16 protein-coding genes are annotated in these 15,909 nt (G+C 70.7%); 11 read left to right on the plus strand and 5 right to left on the minus strand.

Annotated features, from left to right (window positions below; all coding sequences use genetic code 11):
• Window positions 1-215: 215 nt before the first annotated feature.
• Both ABZ851_RS15405 and ABZ851_RS15410 read left to right on the plus strand, forming a co-directional pair.
• Window positions 216-1,700: a cytochrome ubiquinol oxidase subunit I gene (locus tag ABZ851_RS15405; protein ID WP_361126818.1), complete on the plus strand. Its 1,485-nt coding sequence runs from the start codon at window positions 216-218 to the stop codon at window positions 1,698-1,700.
• Window positions 1,700-2,815 carry a cytochrome d ubiquinol oxidase subunit II gene (locus ABZ851_RS15410; RefSeq protein ID WP_361126821.1) on the plus strand — a complete coding sequence of 372 codons (1,116 nt, stop codon included), beginning with the start codon at window positions 1,700-1,702 and terminating at the stop codon, window positions 2,813-2,815. The genes ABZ851_RS15405 and ABZ851_RS15410 overlap by 1 nt, the downstream gene beginning before the upstream one ends.
• 60 nt (window positions 2,816-2,875) lie before the next feature.
• Here ABZ851_RS15410 and ABZ851_RS15415 read toward each other — a convergent pair whose 3' ends face one another.
• From ABZ851_RS15415 to ABZ851_RS15425, 3 genes are all read right to left on the minus strand, one after another.
• Window positions 2,876-3,652, minus strand: coding sequence for an endo alpha-1,4 polygalactosaminidase (locus ABZ851_RS15415; protein WP_361126824.1), 777 nt, complete (start codon window positions 3,650-3,652; stop codon window positions 2,876-2,878).
• A 208-nt stretch (window positions 3,653-3,860) separates the two neighbouring features.
• Window positions 3,861-4,535: a hypothetical protein gene (locus ABZ851_RS15420; protein ID WP_361126827.1), complete on the minus strand. Its 675-nt coding sequence runs from the start codon at window positions 4,533-4,535 to the stop codon at window positions 3,861-3,863.
• 209 nt (window positions 4,536-4,744) lie between these two features.
• Window positions 4,745-5,332 (minus strand): TetR/AcrR family transcriptional regulator, encoded by a 588-nt coding sequence (locus ABZ851_RS15425; protein ID WP_361126830.1) that lies wholly within the window; start codon window positions 5,330-5,332, stop codon window positions 4,745-4,747.
• A 64-nt stretch (window positions 5,333-5,396) separates the two neighbouring features.
• On the opposite strand from ABZ851_RS15425, the gene ABZ851_RS15430 reads away from it, so the two are divergent.
• Together ABZ851_RS15430 and ABZ851_RS15435 are read left to right on the plus strand one after the other, a co-directional pair.
• A complete protein-coding gene (locus tag ABZ851_RS15430; protein ID WP_361126833.1) occupies window positions 5,397-6,152 on the plus strand; it encodes an alpha/beta fold hydrolase in 756 nt (251 codons plus the stop codon).
• A complete protein-coding gene (locus ABZ851_RS15435; protein WP_361126836.1) occupies window positions 6,149-6,619 on the plus strand; it encodes an SRPBCC family protein in 471 nt (156 codons plus the stop codon). Before ABZ851_RS15430 ends, ABZ851_RS15435 begins: the two co-directional genes overlap by 4 nt.
• A 237-nt stretch (window positions 6,620-6,856) precedes the next feature.
• Here the strand turns inward: ABZ851_RS15435 and ABZ851_RS15440 are convergent, their stop codons facing one another.
• Window positions 6,857-7,687, minus strand: a complete 831-nt coding sequence (locus tag ABZ851_RS15440) for an SDR family oxidoreductase (RefSeq protein ID WP_361126839.1) — start codon at window positions 7,685-7,687, stop codon at window positions 6,857-6,859.
• A gap of 172 nt (window positions 7,688-7,859) precedes the next feature.
• Here ABZ851_RS15440 and ABZ851_RS15445 point away from each other — a divergent pair, with 172 nt between their 5' ends.
• The 5 genes from ABZ851_RS15445 (at window position 7,860) to ABZ851_RS15465 (ending at window position 11,666) form a co-directional block, all read left to right on the plus strand.
• Window positions 7,860-8,444 (plus strand): TetR-like C-terminal domain-containing protein, encoded by a 585-nt coding sequence (locus ABZ851_RS15445; RefSeq protein WP_361126843.1) that lies wholly within the window; start codon window positions 7,860-7,862, stop codon window positions 8,442-8,444.
• A 640-nt stretch (window positions 8,445-9,084) separates the two neighbouring features.
• Window positions 9,085-9,966, plus strand: coding sequence for an FAD-dependent oxidoreductase (locus ABZ851_RS15450; RefSeq protein ID WP_361126846.1), 882 nt, complete (start codon window positions 9,085-9,087; stop codon window positions 9,964-9,966).
• The gene (locus tag ABZ851_RS15455) at window positions 9,867-10,076 is read left to right on the plus strand and encodes a hypothetical protein (RefSeq protein ID WP_361126849.1); all 210 of its coding nucleotides are present in this window, start codon (window positions 9,867-9,869) and stop codon (window positions 10,074-10,076) included. Before ABZ851_RS15450 ends, ABZ851_RS15455 begins: the two co-directional genes overlap by 100 nt.
• A 123-nt stretch (window positions 10,077-10,199) precedes the next feature.
• Complete coding sequence (locus ABZ851_RS15460) at window positions 10,200-11,420, plus strand: cytochrome P450 (protein ID WP_361126852.1); 1,221 nt, start codon at window positions 10,200-10,202, stop codon at window positions 11,418-11,420.
• A gap of 45 nt (window positions 11,421-11,465) precedes the next feature.
• Window positions 11,466-11,666, plus strand: coding sequence for a ferredoxin (locus tag ABZ851_RS15465; RefSeq protein WP_361126855.1), 201 nt, complete (start codon window positions 11,466-11,468; stop codon window positions 11,664-11,666).
• Window positions 11,667-11,865: 199 nt separating this feature from the next.
• On the opposite strand, the gene ABZ851_RS15470 is transcribed toward ABZ851_RS15465, so the two are convergent.
• Complete coding sequence (locus ABZ851_RS15470; protein WP_336048300.1) at window positions 11,866-12,891, minus strand: Lrp/AsnC family transcriptional regulator; 1,026 nt, start codon at window positions 12,889-12,891, stop codon at window positions 11,866-11,868.
• A gap of 113 nt (window positions 12,892-13,004) precedes the next feature.
• On the opposite strand from ABZ851_RS15470, the gene ABZ851_RS15475 reads away from it, so the two are divergent.
• A complete protein-coding gene (locus ABZ851_RS15475) occupies window positions 13,005-14,558 on the plus strand; it encodes an AbgT family transporter (RefSeq protein ID WP_361126860.1) in 1,554 nt (517 codons plus the stop codon).
• 52 nt (window positions 14,559-14,610) lie between these two features.
• Entirely contained in the window at window positions 14,611-15,798 is a 1,188-nt protein-coding gene (locus ABZ851_RS15480; protein ID WP_361126863.1) for a M20 family metallopeptidase, read from the plus strand.
• Window positions 15,799-15,909: the final 111 nt, after the last annotated feature.

Raw genomic sequence — 15,909 nt, forward strand, 5'->3', positions numbered from 1 at the left:
GCCGAGCCCGCGGGACGGTGCCGAGCCGGCGGGGCGGGGCCGAGCACCGAGGAGGCAGGCCATCGTGAACTCCACCGCCGGTGCGGCACGGGAGCCGAGGCCGGTGCAGGCACGGGACGTCCCGCCCGGCGGACCGGGCCGGGGGCGTGGCCCGCCCGTCGACGCCCCCGAGGCGGCCCGCTCCCGAACGTCCCGAGCAGCAAAGGCACCAAGGCATGCACACCACGGTCACACTGCTGGCGGACGCTCCGGCCCAACTGCTTCCGGCCAGGCAGCTGATGGCGTTCACCCTGGCTTCCCACATCATCCTGGTGCCGCTCGGCGTGGCGCTGCCGCTGATCACCCTGGTGATGCACCACCGCGGCCTCCGCCGGAACGACCCCGTGGCCCTGCTCCTCGCCCGGCGCTGGTCGGCGGTCATGGCGGTGCAGTTCGCGGTCGGTGTCGTCACCGGCACCGTACTCTCCTTCGAGTTCGGGCTGCTGTGGCCCGGCCTGATGGGCACCTGGGGCGGCGTCTTCGGCATCGGATTCGGCGTCGAGGCCTGGGCGTTCTTCCTCGAAGCGGTGCTCATCGCCATCTACCTCTACGGCTGGCGGAGGCTCAAGCCCCGCACCCACTTCCTGCTCGGCCTGCCTCTTCCCGCTGCCGCCCTGCTCGGCGCGTTCGGCATCCTGGCGGCCAACTCGTGGATGAACACGCCCCAGGGCTTCACCCTCGATGCCGACGGCAAGCCGGTGGACGTCCACATCTGGTCGGCGATCTTCACGCCCATGTTCGGCCCCCAGTACTGGCACTTCGTCGTGGCGATGCTGGTCACCGCCGGCTACGTCGTCGCCGGCGTTTACGCCGTCGGCTGGCTGCGCGGCCGCCGCGACCGCTATCACCGCCTCGGCTTCACCGTTCCCTTCACCCTCGCCGCGGTGTTCACCCCCGTGCAGATGCTGCTCGGAGACTCCATCGCCCGGTCGGTCTTCCACAAGCAGCCGGTGAAGTTCGCCGCGACGGAGATCGTCTGGCGGACCGGCACCCATGTACCGGAGTACATTTTCGGCCGGCTGCACCCCGACGGCACGGTCTCCGGTGGCATCAAGATCCCCCAACTCGATTCCGTGCTGGCCGGATTCCGGCCCGCGACCAAGGTGACCGGACTGACCTCCGTACCGGCGAGCGACCGGCCGACGCCGGCCCAGGCCACCCTCGCCCACGGGGCCTTCGACCTCATGGTCGTGATCGGCTCGCTGCTGCTCCTCCTCGCCCTCTGGTACGGCTGGTGCCGGCTGCGGCGCCGCCGGCTGCCCCGGTCACCGTGGTTCTTCCGCGGTGCGGCGTGCGCGGGTGTGGCCTCCGTCGTCGCCGTCGAATGCGGGTGGGTCACCGCCGAAGTGGGGCGCCAGCCCTGGATCGTCTACCAGCACATGCGGATCGGCGAGGCGGTGACGGCGACCCGGTCCACCAGTCTGTGGATCATGCTCGGCCTGGTGATGGCGGTGTACGTGTTCATCTTCGGCTCGCTGCTCGCCGTGCTGCTCAAGATGCGTACCGGCTGGCGGCTCGCCGACGCGCGACCGGCGGCGGAGGAGCGGTACGAGGGACCGGAGACCGACACCCCCTACGGGCCGCGCGCGCCCGTGCCCGCCGGTGACCCGCCGTCGTCCGGCACACCGGGGCCGGCACCGGCCGAGGACGGCCGGCCGTGATGGCCGCCGTGATCGCCGTGGTGCTGCTGCTCGCCGTGGCCGCCTACGCCTGCGCCGGCGGCACCGACTACGGAGCCGGCTTCTGGGACCTGACCGCCGGCGGCACGGAGCGCGGCAAGCGGCCGCGGTGGCTCATCGACCATGCCATGGCCCCCGTATGGGAGGTCAACAACGTCTGGCTGGTCTTCGTCCTCGTCATCCTGTGGACCGGGTTCCCCGTCCTCTTCCAGACCGTGTTCTCCGCGATGTGGCTCCCCCTGGCACTGGCCGCCGTCGGCCTGGTCCTGCGCGGTGCCGGCTTCGCCCTGCGCAAGCCCGTCCGCCGCATCGCGGGGCGACGCCTCTACGGTGCGGTCTTCGCTCTCTCCTCGCTGCTCACCCCGTTCTTCCTCGGCGCGGCCGTCGGCGGTATCGCCTCGGGACGGGCCGTACCGGGCACGGAGGCGTCGGCGCATGCCTGGGCCAACCCGACCTCCGTCCTCTTCGGCCTGATCGCCATCGTGGCGACGGCCTTCCTCGGTGCCGTGTTCCTGGCCGCCGACGCCGCCCGCTTCGGGGCGACCGACCTCGTCGGCTACTTCCGGCGGCGGGCGCTGGGCAGTGTCGTCGCCCTCGCCGTGTTCGCGGCGGTCATGCTGACCGTCACCCGGACCGATGCCCCGCACGTCTGGCGCGGACTCACCCACGGCGTCGGCCTCGGCCTCGTCATCCTGGCCGGTGTCTGTTCCCTCGCCACCGGGTGGCTCCTGCTGCGCCGGTCCGGAGCCTGGTCCCGGCTCACCGCCGTCGGCGTCGTCGCCGCGGCGGTCCTCGCCTGGGGCGCGGCCCAACGCCCCTATCTCATCCCCACGTCACTGACCGTGGCCGAGGGCGCCGGCGCTCCGAGCAGCCTGCGGTGGGTAGGCCTGGTCACCCTCGTCGCCGTGGTGCTCGTGTGCCCGGCCGTGGCGTTCCTGTACTGGCTGGACACCCACGGCGAGCTGGAACCGCTCTCCGGCGCCGACCTGCAGCGGACCCGGCCGGGCCGCGATGCTCCGCCCGGACCGGGCCGCGACGACCCGCCCGGACCGGGCCGCGCCCAGTCGCCCGAACCGGGCCGGGGCGAACCGACCTAGCGCAACTGAGCCCACCCCGGCGTCTCCCACGTGGTACGCGCGCCGTCGCGCGGCACGCCGTCAGCAGCGCTCGGCGACATGGCCCTCGGCGCCGGCGGGGCGGACGTCGCGATCGCGCAGCGAGAGGGAGAGGGTCTGCCCCCAGGCGTGGCAGGCCGCGGTGAAATCCTTCGGCTCGTATTCGATGACGAAGACCCTGTCGGCATAGGCCTCGGCGAACTCGGTGCACTCCTGGTAGCGGGCGCACTCCTCGACGACGGCGAAGTCGAAGCCGATACGACGGCGTTGCGGCAGCAGGCCGGTGGTGTTCTTCTGGGCGACGGCCAGGTGCTGTCGGTGGGCGCGGCGGGCCAGGAGCCGGGCGAAGGCCGCGGCATGCCCGGCGGTGAGCCTGCCGCCGGACCGCTCGTAGGAGTCGAGGTTGTCAGGTTCCACGGCGTCAAAACCGGCCTGGGCGCAGCCGTCGATCCATGGGCCGACGATGTCCATGAGCGCCCGTCGTTTCGCGCCGGTGGAGATGTCGAGCAGCGGCTCGTCCCAGGCCTTGTCGATGACGGGCTTTCCGTCCCCGTCCCGCAACAGCAGCTCGGGATGGCGGTCCTTCCAGAGGCCGGTCGCGTCGGGCTGTGCCTGGAAGGCGTTGACGTAGCAGATGTTGTAGAGACCGGGGGCCGGCTCGGCGGTGCGGTCGCGGGAGACGGCCGGGACCGTTGCCCCGCCGGACGGCGCCGGTGTCCCGGAACCGGCGGGGTGTGGAGCGCGGGTGGCGGAGCACGCCGTGCTGAGCGCCATGGCCAGGACGAAGGCGCCGACGGCGAGGGAGCGTGAAGAGTGCACAGCCGGAGCCTACGGACGGGTGGTGCGCGCAGCGCCGTCGACGGCGTTCTCAGGAACAGTTCACACCGGCGCGACGGGGGAAAGTCGTGCCTCCCGGCGCGTGGGGACGGGCCGGGAGGCACGAGGCCGACGGCTGCGGTCGTCCGTCCCGTGCCCGAAGGCGCGGGGCAGCCCCCCGGTGCAACCGTGCGGCGCCGTCGTGGTCAGCTCAGCGCTTGACCACGAACGTCTTGCCCTTCTTCGCGTCGGCGGAGCAGGAGTTCTTCTCCGCCGTGGTCATCTTGCGCGTCTTGACGGTCACCGCATTGCTCTGCCCGTCCGTTCCGTTGGCCGCGGGCCCGGTGATCGTGTCCGGCACGAACCAGAAGTAGTGACCCCACTTCGGGCTGTCGTAGTGCGTCTGCCAGGTGCCGGAGACGGTCTGCATGACCTGGGCGCGGGAGATCCAGCCCACCTCGCCGGGCTTCACCGTCATGTTCAGGGAGCTGTTCTCGGTGTGCGAGCTCGACCAGGTGTGGCTGTAGGTCGCGGTGACACTCAGATCGATGAGGCCGGCGATGTTCCCGCCCGCGGTGACGGAGACGCCGGCGGAGTCCGTGGAACCCACGGTGTCCGACCAGCCCATCGACTGAGTGGCATCCGAAGTGCTGCAGTTGTAGAGGGAGTTGGAGACCTGACGGAAGTCCCCGAGGAACGCCTTGCCGAGAGTCGGCTCGTTGAAGCTGCACTTCCCTTCCCCGGAAGCGCAGTCGGCCTTGAGCTGTTCCCGGGTGGGCCCGTCGTCCGCGGCAGCCGGTATGGCCATCGCCGCGACCAGACCCAGTGACGCCGTGGACAGTGCCAGCAGCCGGCTTCCGTGGCGGATCGTTCTGCTCTTTTTCATCGTGCTGTTGCCTCTCGCCCAGCCTTGTGGATGCGACGAGCCCATGTGGGGGGTGCGTCGCTGTTGCGTATGAGACTGGTGTGAAAGCTGTTTCAACTACACCAAGAGTTGGCAAAGTTGTAGTTGATGGCGAAACAGACCCTTTACAGGGGACCGAAACGGAGGCAGCATCACCTCCCGCCGTGACCGCGCGGTGGATCACCTCCGCCTCATCCGGCGTCGCGCGCCCCGTTGAGGACGGTGCGCACGGTCCGCGCCACGAAGTCCTTCTCGAGCGGGAGCTGTCGCAGCGCGATGCGCACCCACGCGGCGCCGGCCAGCAGGTCCATCAGCAGCATCGGGTCGGTATCCGCCGCGATCTCGCCGCGTGCGACGGCCCGGTCGAAAACCACCTGCTCGCGGGCGATCCGGTCGGCGAAGAAGTCCTTGACGTGCGAGGCGAGTTCGGGGCTGTGGGTGACGGCACCCAGTGCGGCGACGGCGATGTCGGAGGCGGGCCGTGCGGTGAGGAGGGTCGTCATCGTGCCCAGAAGGGCCTCCAGGTCCCCTTCGAGGCTGCCGGTGTCGGGAGGCGTGAGCTCCAGTTGGCGTGCCCCGATGAGTGCGGCACCGAGGAGGGCTCCCTTGGAGGGCCACCAGCGGTAGAGCGTGGTCTTGTTGACGCCGGACCGCTGGGCGACCCCCTCGATGGTCAGCCCCTCGTAGCCGTTTTCCGCCAGCAGCTCCAGTGTGGCGTCGAAGATCTCCTGCGCTTTCCGTGGGCCGCCGCGCCGTGTTCCGTTCCGCTCCTCGCTCATGACGGGGAGAGTAGCAGCAAAAAACAACGCAACGTTGCGTTGCATTTGAGGTAGCGTGCCGGTCATGGAATCCAAGGAAGCCGGCCTGCCCCTCGTCTTTGTGCACGGCACGCGGCTGAGCGGCACGATGTGGCACCCCGTGATCCGCGCCATCGGCGAGCGTCATCCCACGGCTGCACCCGACCTGCCCGGTCACGGGGACCGGCGTGGCGAGCCGTTCAGCATCACCGGCGCCGTGGCGGCGGTGACCGAAGCCATCGACGTACTCGGCGGCCGGGCCGTGCTCGTCGGCCTGTCGCTGGGCGGCTATGTCGCGATCGCCACCGCCGCCGCCCACCCCGACCGTGTCCTCGGCACGGTCGCGATGGGCTGTACGGCGCTCCCGCGCGGAGCGTTCGGAGCCGCCTACCGGGGAGCGGCCCGGCTCGCGGCCCGGCACCCCCAACAGGCCGACCGGCTGAGCACGTTCGCGTTCCGCCGCACCCTGCCCCCTCCTCAGGCGCGGGCCATGGTCTCCGGCGGCCTGAGCTGCGAGATCACGCCCAGCATCATCGAGGCCGTCTCCGAGATGGACCCGCCGGCGTTGCTCTCCGCGTATCCGGGTCCGGTCTGGCTGGTGAACGGCGAACGCGACCACTTCCGCCGCCATGAACGCCTCTTCCTCCGCGCCTGCCGCGACGGTCGCCTCATCATCCGGCCGGGGTGCGGACACATCACCAGCCTCACCGACACGGCGGATCTCACCCGCCATATCCGCGATGCCGCCACCGTCGTCGCGGCCCGGAGCCACAGCTCGTCGATACCGGAGGGAGCGCGGTGACCACGCGTATATGGAGCCTGGAGGAATCCCTGGAAGTCCCCCTCCCGCCGCACGCCGTCTATGCGGCCCTGGCGGACATCCGGCGGATGAAGGAGTGGAGCCCCGAGGTCATCTGGGTGTGGCCCCGCGGGGAACGCTTCGTGGGGATCAACCGGAAGGCCTGCTGGATCTGGTTCGCCACCTGCCGGATCGTCATCGCCGACCCCGGCCGGGAGTTCGCCTTCGACAACACCACGTTCGGCCTGCCGGTGGCGCGCTGGGGCTACCGCCTGACCCCGACGGAGCACGGCACACAGGTCACCGAATACTGGATCGACCGCCGCCGCCACGGGTGGCGCCGTTGGGCCGCCGAGCTGCTGGGCCTGCTCTTCACCGGCACCCCGGCGGCCCGGCGCGCCGCGCGCAACCGCGCCGGCATGCGGGAAACCCTCCGCCGGCTGTCCGCCGCGTGCCGGGCGGCCCCTTGAACCACGCAGGGCGAGGGCCGGGGGCCGACGCGCGCCGCACCCACGTGAGGTGACCGGGTAGCTCGCCCCCGCGCGCCGGGCCGTGGCCGGCGTGCAGGAACGCCGACGGTGAGGCCGGCTCGGTCTGCTACGTCCATCGGCGCTGGCCTGGCCAAGTGGCCTCCTGGCGGCCCTGATGAGCTGTCGGCCGACCGGCAGGGCCCTGGGGCCCACCCTCGCAGACGTCGGTGAGGGGCATCAGCCGAGCCAGTGACCTCCGCCGGCGGCGAGTGCCGTGACGCCGCCGTCCACGAGCAGATCGGTGCCGGAGATGAAGCTTGCTGACGAGCCGACGAGGAAGGCGACGGCGTCGGTGATGTCGGCCGTTGTTCCGGCTCGCTTGGCGTTGGAGGCGGCGATCATCCTTCGCATCGTGTCCCCGTGTTCGCCGACGAGTTCCGCCTGCCCCATGGGGGTGGCGATCGCTCCGGGACTCACGGAGTTGATCCGTGCGTCCCGTGCGCCCCAGGTGGAGCTCGCGGCCCTCACGCGCAACAGGTTGGCCGCCTTGGAGAAGGTATAGGCCGCCCCTGGGCCGGAGAACCGTTCCTTGGCCGCGACCGGGAGGGAGAGCAGTTCGTCGGCCGGTGTCGTGGCCAGTTGTACGGCTTCTTCGCCGGACAACCCGGAGTGTCGGTGGCCGGCCATGCTGGCGATGACCACGCCGGCACCGCCTGGAGCGACGACCTGGCCGAATTCCTCCAGCACGAGTGCGACTCCCAACAGGTCGACGGCGAGTATGGCGCCGACGGAAGCCTGCGCGGGCGAGAGTCCGGCCGTGTGGACCACGGTCCGCACTGGACCGAGGCCGGCGGCCCGGCGAGCCAGCGCGCAGACGGATTCCCGGGACGAGACGTCGACCGGGGCGGCCGTTACGGCGTACCCGTCCTTCTCCAGCTGTGCACGGACGGCTTCCAGGGCCTCGGCGTTGAAGTCCGCGATCAGGAGCCGAGCTCCGGAGCCCAGACGCCGGGCGATGGACTCTCCCATCCCGCCGACACCGATGACGACGACTACTGACTGGCTCATGTCTTCCACCTTCTCGATGGCCGGCAGAACTGCCGGGTGCTTGGGGCGTGCGGGGCTACGGGCCGGGCTTCGCGAACCGTCGGGGATTCGGAGGCGCCGTTCCGGCGAAGTCTCGCATGAATCCGACACCTGTCGGGTATCCCACAGGTGTGGGTGACACTACAATGACGCCGTGCCCGTTCAGCAAAGTGACCGCCGCTCCCGCCGCTCCCGTACCGCCATGGAGGGCGCACTGCTGGCATTGATCGGTGACCGCGACCTCAGCCAGATCTCGGTCTCCGACGTCACAGGCCGCGCCGACGTGCACCGCTCGACGTTCTACGAGCACTACACAGACGTGCATGACCTGGCCGCCTCGGCATGCACGGAGATGTTCGACCAGCTGCTCTCCGCCACCTCGGCGCTCTCCGTGACCGGGGATTCCTCGGAGGAGGGCGCATCCGCCTCCCTCACCGCGGTGTTCGCCCATGTCGCCGAACATCGCGCGCTCTATGAGGCTCTTCTCGGTGCCGATGGCAGCGCCCGGGTGATCAACCACCTCCTGCAGCGCATGACGGAATCCATCCGGCCGAGACTTTCCGCCCGGCACGCCGACCCCGAGGGCGGTACGGACGACTCCGCAGCCGCCTTCGTCTCCGGAGCGCTTCTCGGTGCCATCGCGGACTGGCTCCACCGAGGCTGCCCCGGGACGCCGGAGCGCTTCGCCACCGCGATCTGGCCCCGGCTGGTCGCCGCGTCGCTCGCCCGGCCGGCCTGAGCGACCCTGCCCGCAGGGCGCCGGCCGAGAACCCGGCGCGCCCGCAGGGTGCCGACCGAGAATCCGGCGCCGGAGCGGGCCGCACCCGTGAGGCGATGAGGCCGCCCCTGCCTGGCGCCGCTCTTCCCTGATCCGCCCTGCGCGACTCCCGCTCACGCCCCTCGTCGCGCGCAAACGGTGTGCGTGCGCTCATGTCGTAACCGCAGGCCTCGCGCACCGCGATCAGCTCTCCACCCTTCCCGTGGCGGCACCCATTCGGCTCCGCGCCCGCCCGGTTGGCACGGCGCCCGTCCTCTGACGTGCGCTTTTGATGTGCGCTTTCACCCATCGGCCTGCGCAGAGGGGCCTGGGGCGTACATGCACTGCGCCCCAGGCCCCCTTTTCGTGGCGCCGCGAGCTCCAGCCCCGGAGCCGCCGGGCCCGGCGCTCCGTGCGCAGATCCGTCCCGCTCTGACGTAGCCCCAGGAGTCACAGCCACTTGCAATACGACAGCTGTCGGTTAACCTACAACTGTCGGGTACGAATCGAGGTTGCGGCACCGGGCTCCGCCAAGGCCGGTGCGACCCCCGCCCCGTCCCGTCGCGCGCCCGCAGTGCCGCGCAGAGCCCTGTCGAATGACGTGAGGAAAGCAGTCGTTCACATGTCGAACCGAACTGACCGAGGCCCCTTTCCCGGAGCGGCTTTTCATCTCCCCTATGACCGCCCGCCGTTGCCGAAGCAGGTACGGGCCGGCGCCTGGGAACCTTCGCGGACTCAGTTGCGCTCGCGGGAGCATCTCGCCTCGCTGGAGGCGGAGTTCATCCGTGCTGAGTCGGCTGTCAAGTGCGACGCGCCGGCGCTGGGCCGTGACCTGGCGGCCGGCCGCCGCCTGGTCGTGGTGGGCGAGGGTGTGCTGGGTGCGGAGATCGCCGCCTCGGCCCGTGGCATGGGCGTGGAGGTGACGCTCGCGGGCCTCGGGTCCGTCCTGCTGGGCAGCCAGGCCGGCGGCAGGGTAGGGGGCTTCCTCACGCGTCTCCACACCGAGCGTGGGGCGGATCTGTGCCTCGGGGGCGCTGTCGAGGGCCTGGCCGGCAGCGGGGGCGGGGTGTGCGGGGTCCGTCTGGCCTCAGGGGAGGTGCTGCGCGCCGGCACGGTCGTCGTGGCGATCGGGGCGCGGCCGGCCACCGAGTGGCTGGCAGGCAGCGGGCTGGCGCTCGGCGACGGCGTGGAGTGCGATGCCTACTGCCGTGCCGCCCCCGGTGTCTACGCCGTCGGAGACGCGGCGTCCTGGCACCACGACGGGCTGAACAGGCGGCTGCGCCTGGAGAATCGCACCAACGCGACCGAGCAGCCCAGGCCGTCGCGGCGAACCTCCTCGGCGCCGAACGCCCCTACACTCCGACGCCCTACTTCTGGACCGATCAGTACGACGCCAAGCTCCAGGTGCACGGCCTGCCCGCCCCGGCCGCCGAGACCCACATCGCCGAAGGCGACCCGGCCCAGGGGTGCTTCGTCGCTGTGTACCGGGAGAACGGCGAGGTGACCGGCGTCCTGGGCTGGAACATGCCCAAACAGGCCCGGCTGCTGCGCCGAAAGCACCTCGTCGCTCCGCGGAACGGACAGTCGGCAAGCACGGTCCGCTCTGCACCGTGACCCGCCCCACCGGGCCCGGCAGCCCTCCGCAGACGCACAGACAGGCGTGGGAAGCGGATGCGCGGTCACCACCCGTGGCGGCACCCACACCCTCCCCCGTCCATTCCCGTGAAGGAGCAGCACATGAGCCCGAACGAGCAGATACTGCAGTACCCGCTCGCCTACGAGACCGCGCTGGAGCCCGCCGCCAAGTGGGCTGAGCTGCGCGGCACATGCCCGGTGGCCACCATCACCGTGCCCGACGGCAGCGAGGCCAAGCTGCTGACCCGCTACGACGACGTCAGGCAGATGCTGGCGGACCCCCGCTTCACCCGGCAGGACCTCGTCGGCGGAACCGGGAGTTCACCGGAGGCAGCCACGACATCGGCCGCGGCGGGCATTCCGGACTCGCCCTTCTCCGTGCCGAAGCACGGCGAGGACCACCAGCGGTGGCGCCGGCTGGTGGGCAAGTGGTTCACCGCCAAGCGCATGGCCGCCCTGCGGCCCCAGATGACCGCGATCGCGGACCAGCTCCTCGACGAGGTGACCGCGCGCGGCAGCTCCGGCGATCTCAAGGCGCACTTCGCCTTCCCGCTGCCGGTCTACGTGATCTGCGACCTGCTCGGCGTGCCCGCCGAGGACCGGGACCGCTTCTCCTACTGGTCCGACAACTTCCTCAACCTCACCCGGTACTCCGCACAGGAACGGCAGACGGCGGTCGGCGAACTCGTGGCCTACATGTCCGGCCACATCGCCGCCAAACGCGCCGAGCCCACCGACGACCTGCTCAGCACCCTGATCGAGGAGAGCAGCGGCGAAGGCGAAGGGCTGACGGACGCGGAGCTGCTGGGCACCGGCATAGGTCTGCTGGTGGCCGGGCATGAGACGACCGCCAACATGATCGGCAAGATGGTCGCCATGCTGCTGGCCGACCGCACCCGGTGGGAACGGCTGCTGGAGAACCCCTCGTTGGTACGCAGCACCGTCGAGGAGGCGCTGCGCTTCGACGCCAACGGTGGGTTCGGCCTGAGGCGTTTCCTCACCGAGGACGTCGAGATCGCGGGCGAGGTCCTCCCCAACGGCACTACGGTGGTGTGCGCCATGGCCGCGGCGAACCGGGACGAGACCGCCTTCGAGAACGCCGCCGAGATGGACCTGGCCCGCACTCCCAACCCTCACCTGGCCTTCGGCGCGGGACCCCACTCCTGCCTGGGCCAGGCCCTGGCCCGCACCGAACTCCAGGTCGCCCTCGACGTTCTGCTGCGCAGGCTCCCCTCCCTCGAACTGGACATCCCCGCCACCGGCCTCGAACGCCTGGAAGGACTGCTGGTCGGCGGCCTCAGCGAGGTCCCCGTCCGCTGGTGACGGCACGGCAGCACACGTACGACCCCGACAGAAGGAGACCCCCACATGAAGATCACCGTCGACGAGGAGAAGTGCTGCGGCGCCGGACAGTGCGTCCTGATCGCCCCCGAGGTCTTCGACCAACGCGACGAGGACGGAATCGTCGTCGTCCTGGAGCCGGAGCCCCCGCACGAGCAGTACGCCCTCACCCGTGAAGCGGCCGCCGTCTGCCCGGCCGCCGCCATCCAGGTGCACGACGCCCCCTGAACCTCTCCGCCCGACAGCGGCGGGCCGGCCCGCGGAGCCTCACCGGCTCCGCGGGCACCGGAGATCGGTGTCCTGGCCGGCCGGCCGGGTGCCGGCGCCTGCACCGCCGCTACGAGCGCAAGGCCGGGCACTTCCTTGCCTTCTCGGTATGGCCGCGGCCCTCATCGGCTACCTCCGGCTCACCGCCGGAAACGACGTCTCAGAGCAGCGTCGGCGCATGGAATGCGCCGAGGCCGGAGGTCAGATCCCGGTCCAGCCAGTAGCGGCGCGGTTCGGCGAGCATGATGTCGACGCTGACGGCGAGGATGCCGGGGATCTTGGCCAGCTCGTGGTCGATGAAGAGCGCCAGGGCGGCGCGGTCGGTGACCAGGCCCATGACGAGGACGGACATGTCGCTGGCGACGTGGGCGGCGAGCCGAGTCTGGGGGAGCTGGTCGATGCGGCGCATGACGTCAGGCGTTCCGCCCGGTGCCACCCGCAGGCGGAGCAGGAAGGGGGTCTGGAAGCCGAGCCATTCCGACACCATCTCCAGGCGCGGTTTGACCCATCCCTCGTCGAGGACCCGGCGGACGACGCGATGCGCGGTGGAGGTGGCCAGGCCGGCCGCTCGGGCGATGCTCGCGGCGGATGCGCGGCTGTCCTGGATCAGCTGGGCGACGACGGCGCGTTCGGCCTCGGTGAGCGGCTTGGCAGGGGGTGTCGCGCTCGCGGCGCCCTCCCGGCGCGCGCCGGTGAGCTTCAGCAGGTCGGCGCGTTCGGCGTCGGTGAGGAACTGGGGGTCCCAGGTCATCCCCCGGCGCAGGGTGCTGAGGGCCGGCAGGGCGTTGACGCGGCGCACGCCGGGGACGGAGTACAGCCGGTCGATCGCCTCGCTGGTAGCGGCCTCGGACGGGGCGTGGATGACGGCGTAGAGGGGGTCGTCGCCGGAGATCTGCGCCAGGAGCTGGAGGTGGGGCAGATCACGGAGCCGGTGGAGGACGGTCAGCGGGGTTTCGCCGGTAATGTCCAGGAAAACGTGGACCGGCATCGCCGTGGAGTGCATGCCCCAGTAGGCATGCCCGATCGCACGGACCATCCGGGCCTGGTGCAGCCGGTCGTAACGGCGCTTGAGCGTGCTGGCATCGGCGGCCAGGATCCCGCCGATGTCGTCCCAGGCGGCCCGGGGGGCCACGTGCAGCGCGCCGATGAGGCGCCGGTCGAGCTCGTCGAGGAGAGGGCGAGTCATAGCCTCACTTTAAACTGCCGGTTAATCCTACCGTTACATCCAAAGGCTAGAGAATCTCTCACTTGGATGCCACTGTTCGCAGGAACATCCCTCGCATGCACGAAGAGGTACCGATGAGTGCCACCTCCGCTCAGCCTCATGCCGCCGAGCCACAGTCGAGAATCCTGCGCACCGCGTTCCGGAGCTTCGCGGCGATCGAGAAGATAGGCAACAAACTCCCCCACCCCTTCTGGCTGTTCTGGATCCTCGCCGGGGCCGTCGCCGTCCTCAGCGCCGTACTGGCGGCGGTCGGCGTCAGCGCCGTGCACCCCGGCACGCACGAGATCATCAAGGTGCGGAACCTGCTCAGCAAGGACGGCCTCTCCATGGCCGTAGAGGGAGCCGTCGGCAACTTCGCGGCCTTCCCGCCGCTGGCCACCATCCTCACCGTGATGTTCGGCATCGCCGTCGCGGAGAGGAGCGGACTGTTCTCCACCCTGCTGCGCCGCATGGTCGCGCGGGTGCCGGGCAAGTACCTCACCTTCGCCCTGTCGATGACAGCCATGGTCAGCCATGTCGCCGGCGACGCCGCCTACGTCACCCTCATGCCGCTCGGCGCATTGATCTACCGTGCGGCGGGCCGCAGCCCGGTGCTCGGCTGCATCGTCGCCTACGTATCGGTCTCCGCCGGCTACGACGCCTCCCCGTCGCTCACCACCACCGACGTGCTGCTGTCCTCGATCTCCACCGCCGCAGCCCACACCATCGACGCCGACTACGTCGTCACCCCGCTGGCCAACTACTTCTTCGGGCTCGGCTCGTCGGTCCTGGTGGCCCTGGTGATCACCCTCGTCGTCGACAAGGTCCTCGCCCGCCGCCGGGACCTGGAGCCCGACGAGCCGGTCGCCGCGCCGGACGCCGAAGAACTGGAGACGATCGAGGTCACCGGGCAGCAGCGCCGCGCGCTGCGCATGACCGGGCTGGTCGCCCTCGGCCTCATGGCGTTCCTGGTGGTGGCCATGGTCCCCTCGTCCTCACCACTACGCGGCGAGGGCGGCGGGATCGTCGACTCCCCGCTGGTCGGCGGGATGGCGCTCGTCCTGGGTGTGTTCTTCGCCGTGCTCGGCACCGTCTACGGGCGGATGACCGGCGCCTTCCCTGCCGCCCGCGACATCATCGTCGCGATGGCCGACGGCACCCGGTCGATGGCGCCGATCCTCGTCCTGTTCTTCGCGATCTCCCAGTTCCTCGCCTACTTCAAGTGGACGAACATCGGCAACATCCTCGCCGTCAAGGGCGCGGAGACGCTGCGTGACCTGCACATGCACGGCTGGACCGTGCTGGTCGCCCTCGCTGTGCTGATCACGTTCATGAACCTCGTCATCACCAGCGGCTCCGCGCTGTGGGCGCTGGCCGCCCCGGTGCTCGTGCCCATGCTGATGCTCATCGGCGTCGAGGCCGAGGCCACCCAGGCCGTCTACCGCGTCGCCGACTCGGTCACCAACTGCGTCACCCCGATGAGCCCGTACTTCGTGATGGCCCTGGGATTCATCCAGCAATACCGCAAGTCCGCCGGGATCGGCACCCTGGCCTCCCTCACGATCCCGATCGCCGCCGTCGTCTGGGTCGTCTGGATCGCGTTCTTCGTGGCCTGGTACCTGCTGGGCCTCCCCTTCGGTGTCAGCTGATCCCGCCCTCAGGGGAAAACACCGCCCCCAGCCCCGTACGAGAAAGCAGACCATGACCGCACTTCCCGCTGCCGCCCTCACCGCCCGCGCCCAGGACGTCTCGCAGGAGATCGTCACTGACATCCTGACTCTTGTCCGCCACGAGACCAGCAGCTATGACCTGCCCGGCCTCGCGGCGGGCCTGGACCTCCTGCACGCGCTCACCGTCCACCGGCTCGGCCGACCCGACCACGCACAGCGCCACCCCGGCGGCGAGTGCGGCGACACCCTCACTCTGACCTACACCGGCACCGGCGGCGGGCACGTCGCATTGGTCGGCCACTACGACACCGTATGGCCGACCGGCACCCTCGCCGGATGGGAGCAGCCGGAGGGGCCCGACGACGGCCGGGAGAAGCTCAGCGGGCCGGGCATCTTCGACATGAAGACCGGCCTGGTCCAAGGCATCTGGGCCCTGAAGCTGGCCAGGGAGAGCGGAGTACCGGCGCCCACCGTCACCTTTCTCTTCAACGGCGACGAGGAGATCGGCTCGCTCTCCTCGCGGCCGGTGATCGAGGAAGTCGCGCGGAAGGCCGAAGCCACGCTGGTGATGGAGCCGACCGCCCATGGTGCGGTCAAGACCGCCCGCAAGGGGTGTGGGATCTTCCGGGTAACGGCCACCGGCGTCGAGGCACACGCCGGGCTCGCACCTCAGGACGGGGCGAGCGCGATTACCGCGCTGTCCGAGTTCGTCGTCGCCGCCGCGGCCGTCGCCGCGCCCGGCAAGGGCACCACGATCAACACCGGGCTCATCAAGGGCGGCTCCGGCACCAACGTCGTCGCCGGGAAGGCCACGGCCAGTATCGACATCCGAGTCAGCAGCGAGGCCGAACAGCTCCGTGTCGACGATGCGCTGGACGCCATCAGGGTCAGCGACCACCGCGTCCGCATCGAGATCGACCACGACTGGAACCGGCCGCCGATGTCCCTGACCGCCTCCTCCGCCCGCCTCCTCGCCCTCGCCCGCGAGGTCACCCGCGAGCAGGGCCGCGGCGACTTGCCCGACGCCGCCGTCGGTGGCGCCAGCGACGCCAACTTCGTCGCCGCCCTCGGCCGACCCGTGCTGTGCGGCATGGGCGCAGTCGGTGACCACGCCCACGCCCGGGGCGAGTTCATCTACCCCGACACGGTGCCCGCCCAGACCTCCCTGGTCGCGGGACTGCTGGGACGACTGGCGGAACCGCTGCGAGGCTGCGCATGACCCTCGCCCGCAAGAACCCAGCACTCAAGATCCATCCTGCAGGGCTCATTGAACGGCACGCCACACAGCGCATCGATGGCTGCGGTCAACACCGCTCTCTCAGGCGCATTC

The organism is Streptomyces sp. NPDC047049 (genome assembly GCF_040643995.1).
GTDB classification, from domain to species: Bacteria; Actinomycetota; Actinomycetes; order Streptomycetales; family Streptomycetaceae; genus Streptomyces; species Streptomyces mooreae.